This is a genomic window from Alteromonas abrolhosensis, from assembly GCF_001953635.1.
Taxonomy (GTDB): Bacteria; Pseudomonadota; Gammaproteobacteria; order Enterobacterales; family Alteromonadaceae; genus Alteromonas; species Alteromonas abrolhosensis.
Window position 1 is genome coordinate 21,831 of record NZ_MEJH01000003.1, and the last position, 23,073, is coordinate 44,903.

Below are 23,073 nucleotides of genomic sequence, written 5' to 3' on the forward strand. Positions count from 1 at the left end.
TTTTTTGGAATCACATACTCCTATGATGCGCCAATACCTGACTATTAAGGCGCAGCATCCGAATATTTTACTGTTTTATCGCATGGGCGACTTTTATGAGTTGTTTTACGACGATGCCAAAAAAGCTGCTGAATTACTGGATATTTCATTAACAGCCAGAGGAAAATCTGGTGGTGAACCCATTCCCATGGCAGGTGTGCCTTATCACGCCGTAGAAAGCTACCTGTCTCGCTTAGTGAAAATGGGTGAGTCAGTAGCCATTTGCGAACAGGTAGGCGACCCAGCCACCAGTAAAGGCCCTGTTGAACGCGCGGTACAACGTATTGTTACGCCTGGTACAGTCACTGACGAAGCGCTGTTAGAAGAACGTCGCGATAATATCTTGGCCGCCGTTTGTGGTCACAGTATGCACTATGGTCTGGCAACCCTAGATGTTACAAGCGGTCGTTTTGTTGTGTTTGAATGTGACAGCGATGAAAGCTTACTTGCTGAAATTCAGCGCATTAATCCAGCTGAACTGCTCTACCCCGAAGGATTTGAAAGCTTAGCTTTGGTTGAAAACCGCAAAGGACTTAGACGCCGTCCTGAATGGGAATTCGACATTGATACCGCCTCAGAGCAATTAAACGCGCAGTTTGAAACCAAAACATTAGATGGCTTTGGAATAAAAGGCGTCACTAAAGGCTTAGGCGCAGCGGGCTGCGTTTTACAATATGTAAAGGATACCCAGCGCACTGCTCTGCCTCACATTCGTCGCATTCAGACCGAACAGCAAGACAGCCGCGTGCAGCTTGATGCTGCCACCCGCAGAAACCTAGAACTTACCCATAATTTGTCGGGCGGACAGGAAAATACGCTGTTCAGCGTGATGGATACCACCACTACGGCCATGGGTAGTCGTATGCTACAGCGTGTTATTCACTCGCCTTTAACCGACCAACATGAACTGCACAGCCGCTTAGATGCTGTTGAAACGTTTATTAATGATGACCCTGAAGATATTCGCGCAGCGCTCAAACACATTGGTGATATAGAACGTATTATGGCGCGCTTAGCCCTTCGTTCAGCGAGACCACGCGACTTCGCTCGCCTAAAAAATGCCTTTAACGCCCTGCCTGACTTACAAGATGCTCTAGCTCGGTTCGACACAGGGCAAATCCGAAGTATTAGCGAAACCATTGGCACTTACCCTGAGCTTCAAGCTCTGTTAAATGATGCCATTATCGATAACCCACCAGTGGTAATACGCGATGGCGGCATAATTGCCGAGGGCTACAACGCCGAACTTGATGAATTGCGTAAGCTATCACAAGGAGCTACCGACTACTTAGACGCTATGGAACAACGTGAGCGCGAGCGCACCGGCATTTCTACGCTAAAAGTGGGCTATAACAAAGTTCACGGGTTCTTTATTGAAATTAGCCGGGCGAACAGTGCATTAGCGCCTGCTGAATATATTCGAAGACAAACCCTTAAAAACACTGAACGTTATATAACGCCAGAACTTAAAGAGCACGAAGATAAAGTGCTAAGCAGTCAGGGTGCTGCACTTGCTCTTGAAAAGCAGCTTTACGAAGCCTTATTCGACAACTTTGCGCCACACTTAAACAACTTAATTGAAACTGCCGCGGCTCTAGCCAAGCTCGACGTGCTGTGCTGTTTTGCCGAACGCGCAGTCTCCCTTGATTGGTATCGACCTCACTTGAGTCAAGAATGTGCGCTTACTTATGATGCCGGCCGCCACCCTGTGGTTGAGAATGTAATGAAAGACCCCTTCATTGCCAACCCGCTACAGCTAGATACCGAGCGCCGCATGCTGATTATTACTGGCCCGAACATGGGCGGTAAATCAACTTACATGCGCCAGACAGCGCTGATTGCGTTACTAGCCTGTATTGGCAGTTTTGTACCTGCAGAAAATGCCCACATAGGAAAGCTTGATCGCATCTTTACCCGTATAGGCGCATCAGATGACTTAGCCTCAGGTCGTTCTACCTTCATGGTTGAGATGACAGAGACGGCGAACATTCTCAACAATGCCACAGAAAACTCGCTGGTATTAATGGATGAAATAGGCCGTGGTACCAGTACCTATGATGGATTGTCTCTGGCGTGGGCATGCGCGAGTTATTTGGCAAAACAGCTAAATGCTTATACGCTTTTTGCCACGCATTATTTCGAACTTACTGAACTTCCAGAAACGCAAAGTGGCGTAGTGAATGTGCACTTAGACGCGATGGAGTTTGAAGATACCATACGCTTCATGCATACCGTGTCAGAAGGTGCGGCGAGCAAAAGCTTTGGTTTACAAGTCGCCCAACTTGCAGGCGTACCCAAAGCAGTAATAAAAGCAGCGCAACAAAAACTTGCGGTGTTGGAATCATCACACCTTATGACCAGCACGGAAGACGGATCAGAGAAAGTCAGCGATGAGTCTTTTGTAGCGAAGAGCTCGGCAAAAGGTGGAAATAAAACAAGCGCATCAGGTAAAGCCACATCAAATACCAAAGGCCAAGCTGAAATGCTGTTCCCTGATAAGCCACACCCGGTTGTAGAAGCCCTTGAAAACTTATCACCCGATGAGTTATCACCGCGCCAAGCGCTAGACCTTATCTACACACTTAAGCGCCTGAGCCAGTCTTAAACCAAGCTTAAGCGCGTATAAATTGCGCATCATGTGGGCAAATTGATTGTCTGCCCACATGAATTTGCGTATACTATCGCCCCGTCCAAAGTGTAGCTGGTTTTGTTCTAAACTCAGCCTATATTTACCATACAACCCAAACGTTCTAGGTTTCGCATGACAAATTATATTTTCGTCACCGGTGGTGTAGTTTCATCGCTAGGTAAAGGTATTGCTGCAGCATCGTTGGCCGCAATTCTGGAAGCTCGCGGTCTCACCGTAACCATGTTAAAACTCGACCCTTACATCAATGTCGACCCGGGCACTATGAGCCCTATCCAGCATGGTGAAGTATTTGTTACCGATGACGGCGCTGAGACCGACCTTGATCTTGGTCACTATGAGCGTTTTATTCGCACCCGCATGACTAAGCGCAACAACTTCACTACCGGCCGTGTATATGAAGAAGTGTTAAAGCGCGAGCGTCGCGGTGATTACCTTGGCGCAACCATTCAGGTTATTCCTCATATCACCAATGAAATTAAGCGCCGCGTAATTGAAGGTGCTGAAGGTCATGATGTAGCTATTGTTGAAGTAGGCGGAACCGTTGGTGATATCGAGTCACAACCTTTCTTGGAAGCTATTCGTCAGCTTGGTACCGAAGTAGGCCGTGAACGTGCTATGTTCATGCACTTAACTCTTGTGCCTTATATGCCAGCATCAGGTGAAGTAAAAACTAAGCCTACGCAGCACTCGGTAAAAGAGCTTCGCTCTATTGGTATTCAACCAGACATTCTCGTTTGTCGTTCAGTAGGTGCATTGCCGGCTAGTGAGCGCTCGAAAATCGCCCTATTCACAAACGTTGCTGACAAAGCCGTTATTTCTTTGAAAGACGTAGACAGCATTTACCGCATCCCTGCTGCACTTAAAGCACAAGGCATGGATCAGCTGGTAGTTGACCGTTTCGGTCTTGAGTGTGAAGAAGCCGACTTATCTGAGTGGGAACAAGTACTTTACGCTGAGTCTAACCCTACTGCTGAAGTTAATATTGGTATGGTAGGCAAGTATGTTGAACTACCTGACGCTTATAAGTCTGTAAACGAAGCGCTTAAGCACGCTGGCCTTAAAAATCGTCTGACCGTGAATATTCACCACATCGACTCACAAGACGTGGAAAGTAAAGGTACCCAAATTCTAGAAAAACTAGATGCTATCTTGGTGCCTGGCGGCTTTGGCGAACGCGGTATAGAAGGTAAAATTGCTGCTGCTCGTTATGCCCGTGAAAACAAAGTCCCTTACCTTGGCATTTGCTTAGGTATGCAGGTAGCGCTTATCGAGTACGCGCGCAATGTTGCAGGTATGGAAAATGCGAACAGCACAGAGTTCGACCCTGAAACGCCTTATCCTGTTGTGGGCCTAATCACTGAGTGGTTAGACGCAGCCGGTACAACTGAAACTCGCACTGAAAACTCAGATCTTGGCGGAACTATGCGCTTAGGCAGCCAGCTTTGCCATCTTATAGACGGTACAAAAGTGCATGAGATGTATGGCAGCACAGAGATTTATGAGCGTCACCGTCACCGTTATGAAGTGAACAATAACCTACGCGACCAAATCGAAGCAGCTGGATTAAAGGTAAGTGGTTTGTCCACTGACAAGCGACTTGTAGAAGTGGTAGAAATCCCTGATCATCCTTGGTTCATTGCGGGCCAATTCCACCCTGAGTTCACATCAACTCCTCGGGATGGACACCCATTATTCACTGGTTTCGTTGCTGCGGCAGGAAAATACCAGAAAGAAAATCACTAATTTCTAATAAAAGGGCGCTCTCTCCCGTTGCGCCCCATTCAATTGTTGAGGAAAAAACATGGCGAAAATTAGTCGCATTATCGGACGCGAAATCTTAGATTCACGCGGAAACCCTACCGTAGAAGCAGATGTTTACTTAGAATCAGGCGTAATGGGCCGAGCTGCAGCACCTTCTGGTGCATCTACTGGTAGCCGCGAAGCACTAGAGCTACGCGACGGCGACAAGTCTCGTTACTTAGGTAAAGGTGTAACAAAGGCAGTTGCAGCAGTTAACGATACCATCGCGCCAGCACTTATCGGTAAAGATGCACTAGCGCAAGCTGATATCGACGGCATCATGATTGACCTTGATGGCACTGAAAACAAAGAAACCCTTGGCGCGAACGCAATCCTAGCGGTTTCACTTGCAGTAGCGAAAGCAGCGGCAGCAGAGAAAGGCGTAGCACTTTACGAGCACATTGCAGACCTAAACGGTACATCTGGTCAATTCTCTATGCCAGTACCAATGATGAACATCATCAACGGTGGTGAGCACGCTGACAACAACGTAGACATTCAAGAGTTCATGGTTCAGCCTGTTGGCGCAAAGAGCTTCAAAGAAGCACTACGTATGGGTGCAGAAATCTTCCACGCTCTTAAGAAAGTACTGTCTGCTAAAGGCCTTAACACAGCAGTTGGCGACGAAGGTGGTTTTGCCCCTAACCTTAGCTCAAACGCTGAAGCGCTTGCAGTAATCGTAGAAGCCGTTGAAAACGCTGGCTACAAAATGAATGAAGACATTACCCTTGCACTAGACTGCGCGGCGTCTGAATTCTATAAAGATGGCAAATACGTACTATCTGGCGAAGATAAGAGCTTCGATTCAGAAGCGTTTGGCGACTACCTTGCTGACCTTTCTTCACAATACCCAATTGTATCTATTGAAGACGGTCTGGACGAGAGCGACTGGGACGGATGGGCAAGCCTAACTAAGAAGATTGGTGACAAAGTACAGCTAGTTGGTGACGACTTGTTTGTAACTAACACTAAAATTCTTAAGCGCGGTATTGATAACGGTATTGGTAACTCAATCCTTATCAAGTTCAATCAAATCGGTTCACTGACTGAAACCCTTAACGCTATTAAGATGGCGAAAGATGCGGGCTTTACAGCGGTTATCTCTCACCGCTCTGGTGAAACTGAAGACGCCACTATTGCCGACCTAGCAGTAGGTACAGCGGCGGGCCAAATCAAGACGGGTTCACTATGCCGTTCTGACCGTGTTGCTAAGTACAACCAATTACTTCGAATTGAAGAAGCACTAGGTGACGCTGCAACTTACAAAGGCCGTAGCGAAATCAAAGGCCAATAGTTGACGCCTGAGAATATGATGAAAAGCCGCTTTCTATAGCGGCTTTTTTTGTGTCTATTTTTTCGTATTGTTTAATGAAACCGTGTAGCAACAAGCGCTTAATCTTGCTAGGGTTAAATAACTTTAGACAGGTATTTGATAATCCCGATGGCTTCAGGCGACAAACTTTCCCACTCTTTATCCAACTCCCAAGTTGGCTTTTTCAGTGAAGCTGGTGAACTCGGCGGAAGCCACCCTCAATTCAATGAAATATGTACTGCTCTGTATGAAAGAGAAATCGTCTCTCTAGCTCATAGCGAGATAAAAAACCTATCGCTGCTTAAACGTCGAATGGGTGGGCTTCCCTATCACGTGAAAGCTATTGCTCGATATATGGTAAATAACGGCAGTTCAAACAATCCATCCCCACTAAAAACAGATACACATAATGGAAGTTGGTATGCCAAGCAATCTGCAAAGTGCCCCGGCATTAATCATTTAGACGATGTAGAGAAGCGAGAAGCGTGGTATACGAAAAACGCTAGGTATGGTCTTGTTGTACCTGTTTTAATTTTAAATATGGAAGGTTCTCACATTGAGCTTGATTCCATTGATATGGTAAATCAAGACAATACCCAGCTCCATCTGAACAAAAATGGATGGTTTGCTAACTCGGGTGAATGCATTCACTCAACAACACTACGCGATGAATTGGAAGCGGCTACGGCACTTTCAGTTCAAAACAAAATACTATTGCGGCCTTCAAAGGCGATAATGACCGCTGCATGCTGTGGCCACGCATGGAGCTTTAAATCCAAGCGTTCACCCCGTGCCTTATCCCTTCGCGAAATGCGCTTATCTACTCAAATCAATTGGAAGAACTTTACGTTACTTAGCAAATAACAAGGCTTATATAGAATAAAAACCCACTTAAAAAGCATAAATAGCCAAGATTCACATTTCACCTCTATAGACAAAATTAGTACGAACATCCTAACCAACCCTGCAGTTAAAACTTAAAGCCCTTTGAAATGACAGATATTGCTAGCCATGCTTACTGATAACGAAGACCGTTAGGATGCGCATCCTAAATAATTAAAAGAAAGTATTTATACACGAAAAATATACTCATTATCGTAAACAATGGTTGACCTCTTCATGCCACATGGGTACATTGTCGCTATCAACTTGGTCAGCAAAGAAACAACAGCTCATGCGTATTCGTTTCCTTCTTCTATCTCTACTCCTTATGGCAGCCAGACTGCACGGGTAGATTGCGACCAGCGATTTAATTTCACAAAAACCCGTGCCAAGCACGGGTTTTTTTTTAACTACTCAACTGAGAGAGCGTCATGACAAATCAAGTGAAGATCTTTGATACCACATTGCGAGACGGTGAGCAGGCCTTACCTGCAAGCCTAAGTGCCAAAGAGAAATTGCAGATCGCGCTGGCGCTCGAACGGTTAGGCGTAGACATTATCGAAGCTGGCTTTCCTGTCTCTTCTCCAGGCGATTTTCGCTCTGTACAAATGATTGCAAAAGAAGTTAAGAACTCTATCGTTTGTGGCCTATCTCGCGCATTGCCGGGTGACATTGATGCATGCGGACAAGCATTAAGCGTTGCTGAGCAATTCAGAATTCACACCTTCATCGCAACGTCAGAGATTCACGTAGGTGCCAAGCTTCGCAAGTCACAAGATGAAATTGTAGATATGGCTGTAGCCGCAGTGAAACATGCACGTAAGTATACTGACGATGTAGAGTTTTCCTGTGAAGATGCGGGGCGTACCCATATTGATTACCTATGCCGAATGGTTGAAGCTGCTATTAACGCTGGCGCAACGACGGTAAATATTCCGGACACCGTAGGCTACACAATACCTACAGAGTTTGGCGGTATTATTCAGCAATTGTTCAATCGCGTTCCAAATATCGATAAAGCAACCATTTCAGTACATTGTCACAACGACTTGGGCTTAGCGGTAGCAAATTCATTAGCAGCTGTTGAGCAAGGTGCCAGACAGGTTGAATGTACGATAAACGGTATTGGCGAGCGTGCTGGTAACGCTTCACTTGAAGAAATTGCCATGATCTTACAAACCCGTAAGAACATGTTGGGCTTTGAAACTAACATTAATTCTACTGAAATTTCGCGCACATCTAAGTTAGTCAGCCAGCTTTGTAATATGCCAGTTCAGTCAAACAAAGCCATTGTTGGCGCAAATGCGTTTAGCCATTCATCTGGTATTCACCAAGACGGTGTCTTAAAAGCGCAAAATACCTATGAAATTATGACCCCAGAAAGTGTGGGCATTAATAAGAACAACCTAAACTTAACGTCACGCTCTGGCCGTCATGTGATTAAGCATCGCTTAACCGAACTTGGCTATAAAACCGAAGACTATGACTTAGAAGCGGTGTATGACGCCTTCTTAAAGTTAGCGGATAAAAAAGGCCAAGTATACGATTACGACCTTGAAGCCTTGTTGTTCTTCGATAAGCAAAAGCACGACCAAGCACACTTCCAGTTGCTTTATCTTCAAGCTAATTCAGGGCGTGAAATCATTCCAAGCGCTACCGTTAAAATGAAAGTGGGCACTGAAGAGATTACCCAGTCTAGCATTGGAAACGGCCCGGTAGATGCGGCTTATAAGGCCATCATGTCTATACTAGGTCACGAAGATTTAGAAGTTGTGGACTTTAAACTAGATTCAAAAGGTGAAGGTGCCGACGCTTTGGCGCAAGTGAGCGTTATCGCTACATATAAAGGCCGTCGTTTCCATGGAATCGGCCTGGCTACAGATATTGTGGAAGCCGGCGTTAAAGCCCTTATCTTTGTATTAAACAACACATATTTGGCCGATCAAATTGATCAGCAAAAAAATCAACAAGAACGCGTTGCAGGAGTATAAATGAGCCAGTATTCAATTGCCGTATTAGCCGGAGACGGTATCGGCCCAGAAGTTATGCAGGAAGCCAATAAGGTTTTAGATGCTGTTGAAAAGAAGTTTAACGTCACCCTCAACCGCACTGCATATCCTGTGGGTGGCTACGCCATTGATACTGAAGGCGAAGCGCTACCCTCAAAAACGCTATTGGGCTGTGAGCAAGCCGATGCGATCTTGTTTGGCAGTATCGGTGGCCCTAAGTGGGACACCTTGCCGTTAGAACAACGTCCAGAGCGTGCCGCACTACTTACCCTTCGCAGTCATTTTGACCTGTTCAGCAACTTGCGCCCAGCTCGCATTTATCCGGGCCTTGAAAGCCTGTCTCCCCTTCGCGAAGACATTGCTAAATCGGGCGTAGACGTTTTAGTTGTCCGTGAGCTAACCAGCGGTATTTACTTTGGTCAGCCTAAAGGCCGAGAAGGTGAAGGCGAAGAAGAGTTCGCGTATGACACCATGCGCTATAGCAAACGTGAAATTCGCCGTATTGCGATTGCGGCGTTTGAAGCAGCGCAAAAGCGTCGCGGCAAAGTGACGTCGGTAGACAAAGCCAACGTACTGGTAACCAGCCGTTTATGGCGTGAAATTACTGAAGAAGTAGCGAAAGACTATCCAGATGTAGAACTTGACCATATCTACATCGACAATGCCACTATGCAGATTATGAAGAACCCAGCGCAGTTCGATGTAATGCTGTGTTCAAACCTTTTTGGCGATATCGTTTCTGATGAATGCGCCATGATGACAGGCTCTATGGGCTTGTTGCCATCGGCAAGTATGAACGAAGATGGCTTTGGCCTTTATGAGCCAGCAGGCGGTTCGGCCCCAGATATTGCAGGGCAAGGCATTGCTAACCCTATCGCACAAATTTTATCGGCCGCCATGATGCTGCGTTTCAGCATGAACTTGAATGATGCTGCCGACGCAATTGAAAAGGCAGTAGTGGCAACGCTAGAAGCAGGAGTACTTACGGGCGAGTTATTACCTGCAGATAAACGCAGCCAAGCGGCAAGCACGTCGCAAGTAGGCGATGAAATCGTTAAACAATTAATGGCGCAGGAGTAAAACAACCTCATGGCCAAGACCTTATATGACAAAGTGTGGCAAGCCCACATTATTGACCAAATCGGTGAAGACAGCTTAATTTATATCGACCGTCACCTAATTCACGAAGTGACGTCACCTCAGGCATTCGCTGGCCTTAATGAAAAAGGCCGTAAAGTACGACGCCCTGATCGCACGGTTGGCACCATGGATCACAGCATTTCAACCCGTTCACTGGCAATTGATGCCTGTGGTCCGGCAAATGCGCTTCAGCTACAAACCTTGGCAAAAAACTGTGAAGAACACGGCATTCAGCTATTTCCAGTGGGACACCAAAAGCAAGGTATTGTGCACGTAATGGGCCCGGAATTAGGTTTAATTCAGCCAGGCATGACGGTGGTGTGTGGTGACTCACACACTGCAACCCACGGTGCGTTTGGTGCGCTGGCATTTGGTATTGGTACCTCTCAGGTAGAGCATGTATTGGCAACGCAAACGTTGAAACAAAGCCGCGCTAAGAGCATGCTTATTAATGTAAATGGCAAGCTTCCTGTTGGTATTACCGCAAAAGACATTATTCTTGCCATTATAGGAAAGATTGGCCACGCCGGCGCTACCGGCCATGTCATCGAATACGCGGGTGAAGCTATCCGCGGTCTAAGCATGGAAGAGCGCATGACGGTGTGCAACATGAGTATTGAAGCTGGTGCGAAAGCTGGCCTTGTTGCACCAGACGAGAAAACCTTCGCCTACCTTGAAGGCCGCGAATACGCACCTAAGGGTCAAGATTGGGAAGACGCCGTCGCTTATTGGAAAACCCTTTATACCGAAGAGGGCGCAACCTTTGACACTGTGGTTGAACTTGAAGCAGCGGATATCGCTCCTCAGGTTACGTGGGGCACCAACCCAGGCCAAGTTATTGGCGTAAACACACCGGTACCTGCTCCTGAAGATTTCAGCGACCCGATTGAAAAAGAAAGCGCGGTAAAAGCACTAGAGTATATGGGTTTAAAACCCGGTGAAAAGCTTGCCGACGTTGCAGTAAACCACGTATTTATCGGCTCATGTACCAACGGTCGTATTGAAGATATGCGCGCAGCGGCACAAATCGCCAAGCGCGGTAAAGTCGCCGATTCAGTTACCGCGATTGTCGTTCCAGGGTCAGGTAACGTTAAACGCCAAGCTGAAGCAGAAGGCTTAGATAAAATCTTTATCGATGCTGGCTTTGAGTGGCGGTTGCCAGGTTGCTCTATGTGCCTTGGTATGAATGACGACAAGCTAGTGGCAGGCGATAGATGTGCCTCTACCAGTAACCGTAACTTTGAAGGCCGTCAAGGCCGTGGTGCGCGCACTCACTTAGTAAGCCCAGCAATGGCTGCCGCTGCTGCAATTACCGGTCGCTTTGCTGACGTTAGAGATTATCAGGAGTAAGTTATGTCTGAACAAGGTTTTACACAACACACAGGCATTGCTGCGCCGCTTGATCAGGCCAATGTCGATACCGACCAAATTATTCCAAAACAGTTTCTGACTGGCGTAACACGTGCTGGCTACGGCAAACATTTGTTTCACGACTGGCGTTATTTGGATTTAGAAGAGAAAGAGCCAAACCCAGCGTTCGCGCTGAATAAGCCTGAGCACAAAGGTGCGAGTCTGTTACTAGCTCGCGAAAACTTTGGTTGTGGTTCAAGCCGGGAACACGCGCCGTGGGCCCTTGCCGACTTTGGGTTTAAAACGGTTATTGCCACCAGCTTTGCTGATATTTTTTACGGCAACTGCATTAATAATCAGCTAGTGCCAGTGGCGTTATCAAGCGAGCAAATGGACGCTTTATTTGCTACGGTTAAGGCAGACCCTGCAACTAAGATTACCGTTGATCTTCCAGCGCAAACGGTAAGTTTTAACGATACCAGCTTCAGCTTCGATATCGCTGAGCATCACAAAAACAACCTGATTAAAGGCTTAGATGCTATCGGTCAAACCCTTGAACTTACGAGTGCTATAGAAGACTTTGAAAATAAACAGCCTGCGTGGCTGTAGTTACGCATCTTTAATAAAGTCAACATATCGTCGAGAGTGCCCACTGAATGCGGCACTCTCATATTTATTTCTGTTTAGCCATCACATTGTTTTTTAAAAGTCATCTAACAATTCTTAAGTCTTCGTAATTTATTTATCTCAAGTTCTCAAACGTTATACTAAAGATTAATAAAGCCCTCACTTTTTTCACTGGAATATCGTACTATTCGTTCCTATTGTAGTTAAAGGCTATGGCAACGTTGTGCCTCACAGGAGAGATAATGCTAGAACAGGTACCCATTGATGATTTGCAGCCAGGTATGTACGTCAATCAAGTACTTGAACAAACGGGTTCACTTAAAATGCGTTCTAAAGGCATAGTGAAGACCCAAGCCATCATTGATAGTCTTAAATCCAAAGGTATTCTTACCGTTGAAGTGGATCTTGCTAAATCAAAGCTTCCTGAAGGGCCTAAGCCGGCTCCGCCATCTAAAGAAGCACAGCCAGAAGCCGCTAAAACGGCTGTTAAGCCTGTAGGGCGTGATTCAATAAACGAAGCCAACGATCTCTATAACAGCGCACTTACCATTCAAAGCAGCTTTTTGAAGTCGCTAAAAAATGGTGCGGTGAAAGATTTATCACCCATGGAGTCGCTATCACAAAGCCTTATTGAAAGTGTATTTGATAACAAAGACGCACTAAGCTGCCTCACCATGATCAAGGATACTGACCAGTACCTTCTTGAACACAGCATTAACTGCAGTGTACTAAGCGGTATTTTCTGTGAGTTTCTTGGCTACGACAGAGACACCACAGAGCAAGTAAGTTTGGGTGCACTTTTAATGGATATTGGCATGTCTTCGCTACCTGACGAAATTCGCAACAATACAGGTGAATTTTCTAGCGATGATTGGGAAGTAATGAAAACCCACGTTGAGATTGGTGTAGATCTGGTTGAGCAATGCGGTGATATTTCTGACTTATCCTTACGCATTATTGAAGAGCACCATGAGCGTATAGACGGAAGCGGCTATCCGAAAGGGTTAGTTGGCGACGAGATTTCAGAATTTGCTCGCATCGCCGCTATTGTGGATGCATACGACGCAATGACATCTAACCGAACTCACAAGAATAGCATTACGCCCACTCAGGCACTAAAACGCTTAACTGCGACAGAAAATTTAGATCAAGAATTGGTGAAGCAATTTATTCAGTGTATCGGTGTACACCCTGTAGGTTCGTTGGTTCGCTTGAAAAGCGGTAAGTTAGGCATTGTTAGTAAGCTTAATCCTAAAGATCCCGTGAGTCCTCACGTTATGACGTTTTATAGCGTTACGTCTCAACACTTTAAAGAAGTTAAACGTATTGATTTAAGCCAGTACGATGATGAGATTGTGTCAGGTGTTCGTCCCGAAGAATTTAGTTTGAACTTACCAAAATTCTTTAAGGATGTGTTCATTAATCAGATGCCACTTTAGGTTTTACAATCTCCATAGAAAAGGCCCTTCATACCAAAGGGCCTTTTTGTATTTTAAAATGGCTAGATTAACGTGGCTAGGTTATGTCTATACGCCCGCTAACCCCGTTAATGGCGATTACCAATCAGTTAGTGCAGCCATAGTGAAGAGTTCATCTTCGAAAGAAAGTACTACACGCTGCGCTTCAATGTTTACAATCTGAACTCTATCGGCAATCCAATCGCCCTCGCCAATTTGACGTCCATTGACTCTCACCCACCTATCTGCTGGACGAGACGCATACATGTGTGCACTAAAATTCATGGTAGGAAGTCGTGTTAATAGGCGAACAGGCAGTTGGTCGACACGGGGTAGCTCATCTTTTACCGTCACCCTTGTTTGCTCTTCAGCGGGGGCGCCATCTTCTGCTTTCGAATCTAATGCTGCAACAGCAGCGTTAAATCTCGCCATAAGCTCTGGCGACACCGATACATCAGATTGAGACGCCTCTTCATTTAGTACTTTTCCTTCGTACGCGTCTGAAGACGCGGTTTGTCTTGAGTTCGTTGAAGAGTTGCGTGCAGAGTCATTATTTGAGTCAGCATCAGAGCGCTGCGAGACATCATTGTTATAGCTAGCTTGAGTGTCTGTTGCGCTTGAGTTTGTGCCAGAGACAGCGCTTAAGTTCTCAACAGGCTGTTTACTGTCGTTAGCTTGCGTGCCTTGTTGAACTGCCGACACGTTACCAGAATTAGTACTAGCAACTGTACTTGAACCTATGTCTTGTCCGCTTTGTTGAGCGTTAGGGGAAGCTGGCTTATTTGAATTGTTTGAAGTGCCCGGTGTTCCATCACTATCTAGCGTATACTCTGAAGAGTCCCCGACTGTACCAACCGGCGAATCAGGGCGTTCAGGTGTTGTTACCGAAGCAACACTCTGTGCCGTAAACATTGGCCACCAACGCTCTACAGTAGCCGCAGTGAAACCAATACACGCCCCTCCCAGAATAACTACAGCAAAAAGTGCTGCTTGCTTGGTATATAGTTTCCACGCCGATGGTAATCCTTCTACCGTGGGTAAAAACAAGCTTCGATTAAACTGCTCATTGAGGGATTTATCAAATTTGGCGGTAGTGTCGTGCTCGCCCCGAAGCAAAGCTTGGGTCTGTGTTCTATGATGAACTGCCGGCGCTATTTCTACGGTTTGCTCAGGGTCTATTTCAACCTCTTGCACGCCCATTTCAGACAAGCCCTGCACCATAGCATCGCTTGTCACTAAACCCGACTTTCTAATTTTAACTGGCCCATTTTGCTTGGTAATTTGAACAATCACCATACCGGGTTTTAAATGGTCAATGGCAACGATATTAGACATACAAGCTCCCTAACCCGTAACCGAATATGATGGCCAAAACAAACGCCGATGCGAGATACCATTTACGCTGGCTTTGCACGCGCTGACTGACAACATCTTCACCTAGAATTTGCTCTGCCGCGGCCAAGAATATAGGCTTTTGCACAACCGCATGCTGCTTAGTAAAAGATAAGGTTAACGCCCGATCGCACAGCAAATTAATTACCCTTGGGATCCCACCGGTAATTTGATGCACCGCGCGCAATGTAGACTTACTGAAAATACTGATATCACCTTCAGCCACGCTTAAGCGGTGTGCTATGTAAGCACTGACTTCTGGCGCAGTTAAGGGCAGCAGATGATAACGAGCGGTAATGCGTTGGGCCAGCTGACGTAATTCGTTACGCTTTAACAACTGCTGTAATTCAGGCTGACCTATCAATACTACCTTTAACAGCTTTTCACGATTCGTTTCTAAGTTGGTCAATAAACGAAGTTGTTCTAGTACTTCGGGCAACAGATGCTGCGCTTCATCAACCATTAGTACCGTATTAATGCCTGACTGGTGATTCTCTGCTAACTTAGACAAAATCAAATCGGTGAAGTACTTAAGGCTTGCTTTTTCAGGTGTATAAGCCAAGCCTAACTCATCACATACCGTTGCTAATAGTTCAAGGGCGGATAAGGTAGGATTCAAAATCATGGCTACCTGAGTATTGTCTGGTAGCTGCTGCAACAGTTTTCTCGATACCGTTGTTTTTCCCGTGCCCACTTCTCCGGTGAGCATTACAAAACCACCGCTTTCTCTGAGGCCAAAGGTCAAATGGGCCAAAGCCTCTTTGTGCCTTGGGCTCATATACAAATAATCGGGGTTAGGCGCAATCGAAAAAGGATTGTCATTTAACCCGAAGTAGTTCAAATACATGGTTGCTGAAGCGCCTATCTGTTTTAATTTTTAACGACGATTAAACTACCAGACGCAACCTTGAAGTGAAAGCGCATAACGATGTGGCTACGAATTTTATTTGTAACATTGCTATACTGCGCCTCTGTTACCTTGGGAAGGTTGATTTTCGTTACACGTCAAAAGTCGATGCATTCCCAATCTAAAAAGTATTACTGACTAAAAAATCGTTGGAAGAGCATGCAAGTATATCTCGTTGGTGGCGCAGTGCGTGATGCACTGTTAAACAGAAAAGTTGTTGAACGCGACTATGTCGTTGTGGGCGCCACGCCAGAAGAAATGCTCAGCCAGGGTTTTACCCAAGTAGGCAAAGACTTCCCTGTTTTTTTACACCCTAAAACACAGGAAGAATACGCACTTGCACGTACTGAACGTAAGTCAGGAAAAGGTTACACAGGCTTTGTGTGCGATGCGTCAAGCTCGGTCACGTTGGAAGAAGATTTGTTACGTCGTGACCTTACCGTTAACGCGATAGCGCAAGATAAACTTGGAAACCTTATCGACCCCTATGGTGGTAGAAAAGATTTAGAAAACCGCCTACTTCGCCATGTATCTGAAGCCTTTAGTGAAGACCCTTTACGCGTATTTCGCGTTGCTCGGTTTGCAACCCGCTATGCTTATTTAGGGTTTACTATCGCCACTGAAACCATGGCACTTATGCAATCCATGGCCGAAAGCGGCGAGTTAAGCACGCTAAGTGCTGAGCGGGTATGGCAAGAAACAAAGCGTAGTCTTTTAGAGAAAACACCGCATGTTTTTTTCACTGTATTACACCAAGCACACGGTCTTAATGACTGGTTTACTGAGCTTGAAAGTAACTTAGATACTGCTTTGGCAGCATTAAAAACGGCGGTAGACCTAGAAAAGGCTGAAAACGAGAGCCTTGTTAAAGACACAGGTTCAGAAACCCCATTACCTGACAGCAGCAATTCAGAAACCGCTAGGCTGATTACAAGATTTACTGCTCTGCTCTCTCACCTTGGTGAGGAGGAAGCGAAGCACTTATGTAGCCGACTGAAAGTGCAGAACCAAGTTAGTGAAATTGTCATCCTTGCCTGCAAATTTAAAGATTTTCTATTGAGTATGCAGAACTCTCCCGCCGACCTCCTCGCCTTATTCAATGGCTGTGATGCATGGAGAAGAGAGGAGCGTTTTACATTATTGCTTAGCGCTTTTGCTCCTTATGCTCATAGCAAAGGCGTGGATTGGCAAGAACAACAAAAGCGCATCGAAAATGCATTAGCCGCCGCCAAACAAGTGAACGTGCAAGACATCATTGCCACCGGCGTTAAAGGCCCCGAAATAAGAGACGCGCTTAACCAAGCAAAGTTATCTGCTATTGCCTCGATTAATAATCAATAGTGGTAAAGCAATGATCGAAAGAAAAACGAACGGATGCTTTCTCTCACTTTTAGCGTCACCACTTTTTTGTTTACTTTGCACAGTGATTCTTTTGCTTACTGGATGCACTGAAAAGGTACGCGTATTACCTGTAGACGAGTTTCGCTTTACCCAAGAGCCAGTAAGGAAAGCAGCGCTTTCAGAAGATGCCCGTCTTGCGGCATTCATTTTTAACGATTCCTCTGTGTCAGTATGGGATGTCGATGAAAAACGAGAGCGCTATAAATGGCATCGTGAAGTACTTGATGAAGAATCACTGCACCTAATTACGTTTTCCGAAGATAAGGCATGGTTAGCGCTCACGGGTTATTGGAGCACTACACTGATTAACTTGAACTCAGGTAATGTAGTTGGAAGTTGGCATTTTAGTGGAAAAGACCCCGGCGCCACAGCGTCATCAGCCTCTCTATCCCCCAGTGGCGACAGCGCACTAGTTGGCATGACCGATGGTACCGTATTACTACTAAATTTTGATAATGGCACTGCATTGCAATACCAGCACAATACGATGAAAGTGCTTCATGTCGGCTATGCTTCTGATGACTTTGCGTATTCTGGAGGGATAGATAAGCGCTGGTTTTTATGGGATTTAAATAAAAACAACTTGTTGCTAGAAAGGCAATATCGCAGTCGAGTTACCGCTTCTGTACTAGACAATAGAGCTCAACGCGCTTTTATCTCCGATGCGCTAAATAGCCACGAAATTATTGATCTCGCCACCCATGAAGTAGTGTCTGAACTGCAATTTATGGAACGTTTCCGCTTTTTCCGAAAAGGGTTATTTTTAGAAAACGGTGACTACCTAATGACAACATCACCCAAATCAGTGGTGACGCTATGGCATGCCAACTCTGGCGAGGAGATAGCCTCATGGGAAATTAAACGGTACTCAAGCGAAGCCACCACTCACGCTATTACACTTAACCAGGATGGTGATGTTGCTACCCTCTCCTCTGATGGCGTGCTTCAAAGCTGGGATTACCGCACAATAGCCAACCCCCTTTAATTCCTTCAGGCAAGGGCTGCAAACTGACTACTACTTTGAAATCTTGCAGCCTGAAATTGAAAGTAAAATGAGTAAGTTCGATTTAACGCAAATGCATGAGCGTAACGCCAACAGTACCAACACGTTAGCGTCAGAATGTGTATTTACGTACGGTGTGCTAATTTAACGCCAGTTTTTCTCAATGTTTTGGTGTAGCAATGCTACAATACGCCCCATTCATTTAGAGCATTTTTTATACTATGACTTTCGAAGAACTCGAATTAGACGAAGCACTGTGTCACGCAGCTGCCGATATGGGGTTTGATACTCCAACTAGCATTCAAGAACTGGTTATCCCTCATGCGTTGGATGGACGAGATATCTTGGCCTCTGCTCCTACAGGTACTGGTAAAACAGCCGCTTTCTTATTGCCTGCATGCCAGTTTTTACTTGATTATCCGCGCAGACAGCCTGGTGCTACACGCATTTTGATCCTAACGCCTACCCGCGAGTTAGCGTTACAGGTATACGAACAAGCGCTTGCTATTACCAAGCATACACAAATTGTGTGCGGCGTAATAACCGGTGGTATTAACTATGGTACCGATAAAGAAACCTTAAGCAAGAATCTCGATATTCTTGTGGCCACGCCAGGTCGTTTGCTTGAGCATATCGAAAAAGAGGCAGCAGATTGCCGTGATATCGAGTGTTTGATCCTAGATGAAGCTGACCGCATGTTGGATATGGGTTTCTCAACGGTAGTTAACCAAATTGCTGCCGAAGCGCGCTGGCGCAAGCAAAACCTATTGTTCTCTGCCACGCTTGAAGGCAAAGGCGTTAAGACCTTCGCTCATGACATTCTTAACAATCCTGAAGTGATTGAAGCGAACCCATCGCGTAAAGAAAAGAACAAAATTCATCAGTGGTATCACCTTGCTGACGATATGAACCACAAGCAAGCGTTGCTAGTGAATATTTTGAAGCAAGAAACGACGACGTCAGCGGTTGTGTTTGTGAAAACTCGCGAACGCCTGCAAATGCTAAAGGACTTCTTAGCCTCGAAAGATATTCCAGTGTGCTGGTTACAGGGCGAAATGCCGCAAGACAAACGTATTGCAGCGCTAGCCCGTTTTAAAAGTGGTGAAGTACCTATCTTGCTGGCAACGGATGTTGCAGCCCGCGGTATCGACGTACCTAACGTAAGCCATGTTATTAACTTCGACATGCCGCGCAAAGCCGACGTTTACGTGCACCGCATTGGCAGAACCGGCCGTGCTGGCGCCAAGGGCACGGCAATATCGTTAGTAGAAGCCCACGATTTTGACATGGTGGCCAAAACCTCGCGTTACATGGGCGAACCACTAAAAGCTCGCGTTATTGACGAGCTACGCCCTAAAAACAAAACGCCTAAGATTGGCCCTAAAAAGAAAAAAGTGAAGGCCAAAGACAAAGCCAAGGCAAAAGCTAAGTCTAAGAAGAAAAAGTAAAGAGTGTGAAAGTAGTAAATAGGTAACATTCGGGTGAGTTAATGCGGTGGGCTAGGATGTAGGTGGAACATTGCCGACACAAACCCTCTGCCGCAGGGATGCGGCAGCGGAGCGCACATGGATGTGTTTACCGCGTGTTTGTGGAGGCAATGTTTCGCCCGCAGCCGTCGCCCTCCGCTTTAGCTCACCGTCAGTTCAAAAGAGTACACAATGAAATTCCCAGAAAAAATTGTTTTAGCCACAGGTAACCAAGGCAAGGTACGTGAGTTTGCATCCTTATTTGCAGATTACGGTGTAGACGTTGTGGCGCAAAAAGAATTAGGTGTATCTGATGTGCCTGAAACAGGCACAACATTCGTGGAAAATGCCATTATTAAAGCGCGTCATGCGGCACAAGTAACAGGCCTTCCTGCTATTGCTGACGACTCAGGCTTAGTGGTTGACGCTCTTGGCGGTGCACCCGGTATTTATTCAGCCCGCTATGCTGGCGCTGATGCAACTGACGATACCAATATCGATAAGCTACTAGCAGCCCTTGATGGCGAAACCCAGCGGAAAGCGCATTTCTTCTGTACATTAGTGTTTATGCGCCATGCTGACGACCCAGTACCATTAGTTAGTCAAGGTAAGTGGCAAGGTGAAATTTTAACCGCTCGCTCTGGCAACGACGGTTTTGGTTACGACCCGGTATTTCACGTGCCAACTCATGGCTGCACAGCTGCAGAACTGGAGAAAGCCGAAAAGAACCGTATTAGCCATCGCGGCAACGCCCTAGCGATTTTGCTTGATAATATGAGAGCGACTTTTGCGTAATCCACCGCTTAGCCTTTATATCCACATTCCTTGGTGTGTTCAAAAGTGTCCGTACTGTGATTTTAACTCTCACGGGCTTAAATCTGATTTACCCGAGAAAGAATATGTGGCGCACTTGCTGGATGATTTAGCCATTGATGCAAAACGTATTGGCGACCGCCCTGTTGAGACAATCTTTATAGGCGGCGGCACGCCAAGTTTGTTTTCAAGCGAGGCCATGGCTGACATTTTAAACGGCGTTAAACAGCGGGTTAACTTAAGCGACACTGCTGAAATAACTATGGAAGCCAATCCAGGTACCGTTGAGGCAGGTAAGTTTGCGGGCTTTTATCAGGCAGGCGTAAACCGAATATCGGTGGGCATTCAAAGTTTCCAGCCTAAGCATTTAAAAGTGCTAGGCCGTATTCACAATGAAAGCCAAGCTGAAAATGCGGTAAAACAAGCACACAGCGCAGGGCTACCCACGTTTAATTTAGATCTCATGCATGGCCTACCGGACCAAAGCGTAGAGAATGCCATGGCAGATTTGAAGCAAGGCATTGAGCTCACGCCTTACCACTTGTCGTGGTACCAGCTTACCATCGAGCCAAACACGCCTTTCTATTCAAAGCCGCCAGAGCTGCCAGACGACGACATCCTGTGGGAAATACAGGAAAAAGGCCACAGCCTCTTAGAGCGTGCAGGCTATCACCAGTACGAAATTTCAGGCTACGCCAAAGCGGGGCACCAATGCCGCCATAACCTTAATTACTGGCGCTTTGGCGATTACTTAGGTATTGGATGCGGTGCACACGGGAAGATTACCGATGCCGCTAACGGCACAATTCATCGTACCGTTAAAGTGAAGCATCCAAGAGGCTACATGGAAATGAGCCGACCGTATTTAGATACGCAAACGCGGGTTAGTGCAGACGACCTGCCGTTTGAGTTTTTTATGAACAGGTTTCGTTTAGTTGAGCCTTGCCCGATAAGTGATTTTAATGATTTCACAGGTACTGAATTAACAGATGACGTTAAGCGCGCCCTGTCTGATGCTCATCAACAAGGGCTACTTTCTATTTCAGATAGTCACTGGCAAGTAACCGCAAAAGGCCGTAGATATCTTAACTCTCTGCTATCGTGTTTCGTTTAACCTTGCCGTTTTGGGTGAAACAAATAGCCAGATCGAAAAAGCCTGCTCACGCAGGCTTTCTATTTTACTCAGTCTGTAATCGACCTTACATCAACCCTTCTTCATCAATACTTAATCATCGCTTTTATCGTGAAGCGTAATAATATTGTAAGGTTCAAAAGCAGGTACATTTGCTCGAAGATTTTCTTCTGCTATGTCTAATCGTTTAAGCTTTTCACAAAACCACTCTGCCTTTTTACGCAAGGTTGTGGCCTTATCGCCCACATCTAGCCCTTCGCCCACATTATTAAGCTGACGAGTAATTTCCGCTACTTTCTCTTGGTTAACCTCGCCGCTTCCAGTGTTGATACCACTGATCGCCGATAATATGCCGCCAACTGAAGTAGAAATAGCTTCCTCGAGTTGCGCTTCAATTTCACTATCAACGAATTCATCAACGCTTTCTAGCGATCCGGGGCCAATGAAGTAGTGATTACTGGCATGCCTGAATTTATCTTTTACGCGGTTTTGTACGCGCTTCATCGCGGCGTTCAAACGCTCGTAGCTGTCGTGGTCACTGCCCACTAGACCTAAGTAAACATGCTCAATGGTATCAATAGCTAAATCTACACCTTCGGTAGCCAAAATAATCATTTTTGGAACTACATAGTGTAACCCTGAAGAATACTCTTCTAGCCACTGCCGTTCCTGTTCATTCAAAGTTTGCCAGCGACCGCCTACGAATAGTTGATTTTGATCGTTGATCTGAACCACGGTGCGGGTCTTATCCATCACGCGAATCTGCTCGTTGTTAACAGTAATTCCGTAAGCAAAATCAATATTACAGGTATATTCAGCCTGCGCCGATGTGCTAAGTCCAGCGAATAAACAAATTGTAAAAAGGGCAGCCTTAAGGCTCGATATCATTTTCATACCAACATTGTGGCTAGCTTATTGGGAAATAAAAAGCCATCATGAGTCTAACGTGCTAAAAATCAGGGTGAACATGTCGAGATTATCTTTCTACTCAAACCGCAGCATAATCCTGAACAAAAGTGTCGATTTTCTTTAAAACTGACGTTCAAGCCCAAAACAATAAAGCACGCATTATAGTGCGTGCTTTATTGATAAAAAGCCTCCGCATTAGATAGTAGACGAAAGACTAATACGAAGCGGTGTAGATCTTTTTCTACACCTAGTCATTGGTGTAAGTGCGCACTAATCGTACGTAAATGAATCGGTCCTTTTCTTTTATTGAATGGCTAGCATTAAAAAACGCTACAACCCAAGCTCTATCTGGATCGTCCGCAGAAGGTGTAGACGTCCAAAAATCATCTGGCGGCGTTGCAGGAAAAAGCGAGCTATTAATTGCCGGGCGTACACAGTCGCGTTCGGTCAAGGTGGCCAACTCTTTAACGTTAGGTAAGCGCCATCCTAAAAGGTCTTCGTTGCTTGCTTGCTGCGCAAGTTGTAGCGCCTGCTGCCACGTATATTTCACCGCTTCCCCGCTGCACGTAGAGCCATTCCAGGTTTGTCCCTCTGAACAACGTCTCCACACTAAATCTGTGGTGGTATCCAACAAGGTACTGGTAGTCACCGCTTCAAAGTTATCGTTGGGCGTTGTTTCTAGTCCATCAGACAGACACTCTTGGGCGAAAGCTGAAAGCGATGCACTAGCAATGAATGTAGAAGCCACTATGAACTTTAACGAACTAAGCACTGTTTTTTTCAT

18 protein-coding genes are annotated in these 23,073 nt (G+C 45.9%); 14 read left to right on the plus strand and 4 right to left on the minus strand.

Going from position 1 to position 23,073, the window contains the following annotated elements:
• Nucleotides 1-22: 22 nt before the first annotated feature.
• The 9 genes from mutS to BGK61_RS02285 all read left to right on the plus strand — a co-directional run bounded on the left by mutS (nucleotide 23) and on the right by BGK61_RS02285 (nucleotide 13,248).
• Nucleotides 23-2,644, plus strand: coding sequence for a DNA mismatch repair protein MutS (mutS, locus tag BGK61_RS02245; protein WP_076011850.1), 2,622 nt, complete (start codon nucleotides 23-25; stop codon nucleotides 2,642-2,644).
• A gap of 156 nt (nucleotides 2,645-2,800) precedes the next feature.
• A complete protein-coding gene (locus tag BGK61_RS02250) occupies nucleotides 2,801-4,432 on the plus strand; it encodes a CTP synthase (protein ID WP_014948503.1) in 1,632 nt (543 codons plus the stop codon).
• Nucleotides 4,433-4,490: 58 nt separating this feature from the next.
• A complete protein-coding gene (gene eno / locus BGK61_RS02255) occupies nucleotides 4,491-5,783 on the plus strand; it encodes a phosphopyruvate hydratase (RefSeq protein ID WP_039230614.1) in 1,293 nt (430 codons plus the stop codon).
• Nucleotides 5,784-5,930: 147 nt separating this feature from the next.
• A complete protein-coding gene (locus BGK61_RS02260) occupies nucleotides 5,931-6,665 on the plus strand; it encodes a hypothetical protein (protein ID WP_076011851.1) in 735 nt (244 codons plus the stop codon).
• 449 nt (nucleotides 6,666-7,114) lie between these two features.
• Nucleotides 7,115-8,674 (plus strand): 2-isopropylmalate synthase, encoded by a 1,560-nt coding sequence (leuA, locus tag BGK61_RS02265; protein ID WP_076011852.1) that lies wholly within the window; start codon nucleotides 7,115-7,117, stop codon nucleotides 8,672-8,674.
• Nucleotides 8,675-9,772, plus strand: coding sequence for a 3-isopropylmalate dehydrogenase (leuB, locus tag BGK61_RS02270; RefSeq protein WP_076011853.1), 1,098 nt, complete (start codon nucleotides 8,675-8,677; stop codon nucleotides 9,770-9,772).
• Nucleotides 9,773-9,781: 9 nt separating this feature from the next.
• On the plus strand, nucleotides 9,782-11,182 hold the full coding sequence (leuC, locus tag BGK61_RS02275; RefSeq protein ID WP_061094370.1) for a 3-isopropylmalate dehydratase large subunit: 1,401 nt from the start codon (nucleotides 9,782-9,784) through the stop codon (nucleotides 11,180-11,182).
• A gap of 3 nt (nucleotides 11,183-11,185) precedes the next feature.
• Nucleotides 11,186-11,791 (plus strand): 3-isopropylmalate dehydratase small subunit, encoded by a 606-nt coding sequence (gene leuD / locus BGK61_RS02280; RefSeq protein ID WP_076011854.1) that lies wholly within the window; start codon nucleotides 11,186-11,188, stop codon nucleotides 11,789-11,791.
• A 260-nt stretch (nucleotides 11,792-12,051) separates the two neighbouring features.
• Nucleotides 12,052-13,248 carry a cyclic di-GMP phosphodiesterase gene (locus BGK61_RS02285; protein WP_076011855.1) on the plus strand — a complete coding sequence of 399 codons (1,197 nt, stop codon included), beginning with the start codon at nucleotides 12,052-12,054 and terminating at the stop codon, nucleotides 13,246-13,248.
• A 117-nt stretch (nucleotides 13,249-13,365) separates the two neighbouring features.
• Here BGK61_RS02285 and BGK61_RS02290 read toward each other — a convergent pair whose 3' ends face one another.
• Both BGK61_RS02290 and BGK61_RS02295 read right to left on the minus strand, forming a co-directional pair.
• A complete protein-coding gene (locus tag BGK61_RS02290; RefSeq protein ID WP_076011856.1) occupies nucleotides 13,366-14,601 on the minus strand; it encodes a general secretion pathway protein GspB in 1,236 nt (411 codons plus the stop codon).
• Entirely contained in the window at nucleotides 14,594-15,505 is a 912-nt protein-coding gene (locus BGK61_RS02295) for an ExeA family protein (RefSeq protein WP_014997508.1), read from the minus strand. The genes BGK61_RS02290 and BGK61_RS02295 overlap by 8 nt, the downstream gene beginning before the upstream one ends.
• A 219-nt stretch (nucleotides 15,506-15,724) precedes the next feature.
• On the opposite strand from BGK61_RS02295, the gene BGK61_RS02300 reads away from it, so the two are divergent.
• The 5 genes from BGK61_RS02300 to hemW all read left to right on the plus strand — a co-directional run bounded on the left by BGK61_RS02300 (nucleotide 15,725) and on the right by hemW (nucleotide 21,362).
• Nucleotides 15,725-16,906 carry a tRNA nucleotidyltransferase/poly(A) polymerase-related protein gene (locus BGK61_RS02300; RefSeq protein WP_076011857.1) on the plus strand — a complete coding sequence of 394 codons (1,182 nt, stop codon included), beginning with the start codon at nucleotides 15,725-15,727 and terminating at the stop codon, nucleotides 16,904-16,906.
• 10 nt (nucleotides 16,907-16,916) lie between these two features.
• Nucleotides 16,917-17,951 (plus strand): WD40 repeat domain-containing protein, encoded by a 1,035-nt coding sequence (locus tag BGK61_RS02305; protein WP_076011858.1) that lies wholly within the window; start codon nucleotides 16,917-16,919, stop codon nucleotides 17,949-17,951.
• Nucleotides 17,952-18,190: 239 nt separating this feature from the next.
• Nucleotides 18,191-19,417 (plus strand): ATP-dependent RNA helicase SrmB, encoded by a 1,227-nt coding sequence (srmB, locus tag BGK61_RS02310; RefSeq protein WP_076026001.1) that lies wholly within the window; start codon nucleotides 18,191-18,193, stop codon nucleotides 19,415-19,417.
• A 210-nt stretch (nucleotides 19,418-19,627) separates the two neighbouring features.
• Nucleotides 19,628-20,230 carry an XTP/dITP diphosphatase gene (locus BGK61_RS02315; protein ID WP_014948475.1) on the plus strand — a complete coding sequence of 201 codons (603 nt, stop codon included), beginning with the start codon at nucleotides 19,628-19,630 and terminating at the stop codon, nucleotides 20,228-20,230.
• A complete protein-coding gene (gene hemW, locus BGK61_RS02320; protein ID WP_014997504.1) occupies nucleotides 20,223-21,362 on the plus strand; it encodes a radical SAM family heme chaperone HemW in 1,140 nt (379 codons plus the stop codon). Before BGK61_RS02315 ends, hemW begins: the two co-directional genes overlap by 8 nt.
• A 111-nt stretch (nucleotides 21,363-21,473) precedes the next feature.
• Here hemW and BGK61_RS02325 read toward each other — a convergent pair whose 3' ends face one another.
• The gene (locus BGK61_RS02325) at nucleotides 21,474-22,268 is read right to left on the minus strand and encodes a YggN family protein (RefSeq protein ID WP_076012915.1); all 795 of its coding nucleotides are present in this window, start codon (nucleotides 22,266-22,268) and stop codon (nucleotides 21,474-21,476) included.
• Between the two features lie 268 nt (nucleotides 22,269-22,536).
• Entirely contained in the window at nucleotides 22,537-23,073 is a 537-nt protein-coding gene (locus BGK61_RS02330) for an Lcl C-terminal domain-containing protein (protein WP_076012914.1), read from the minus strand.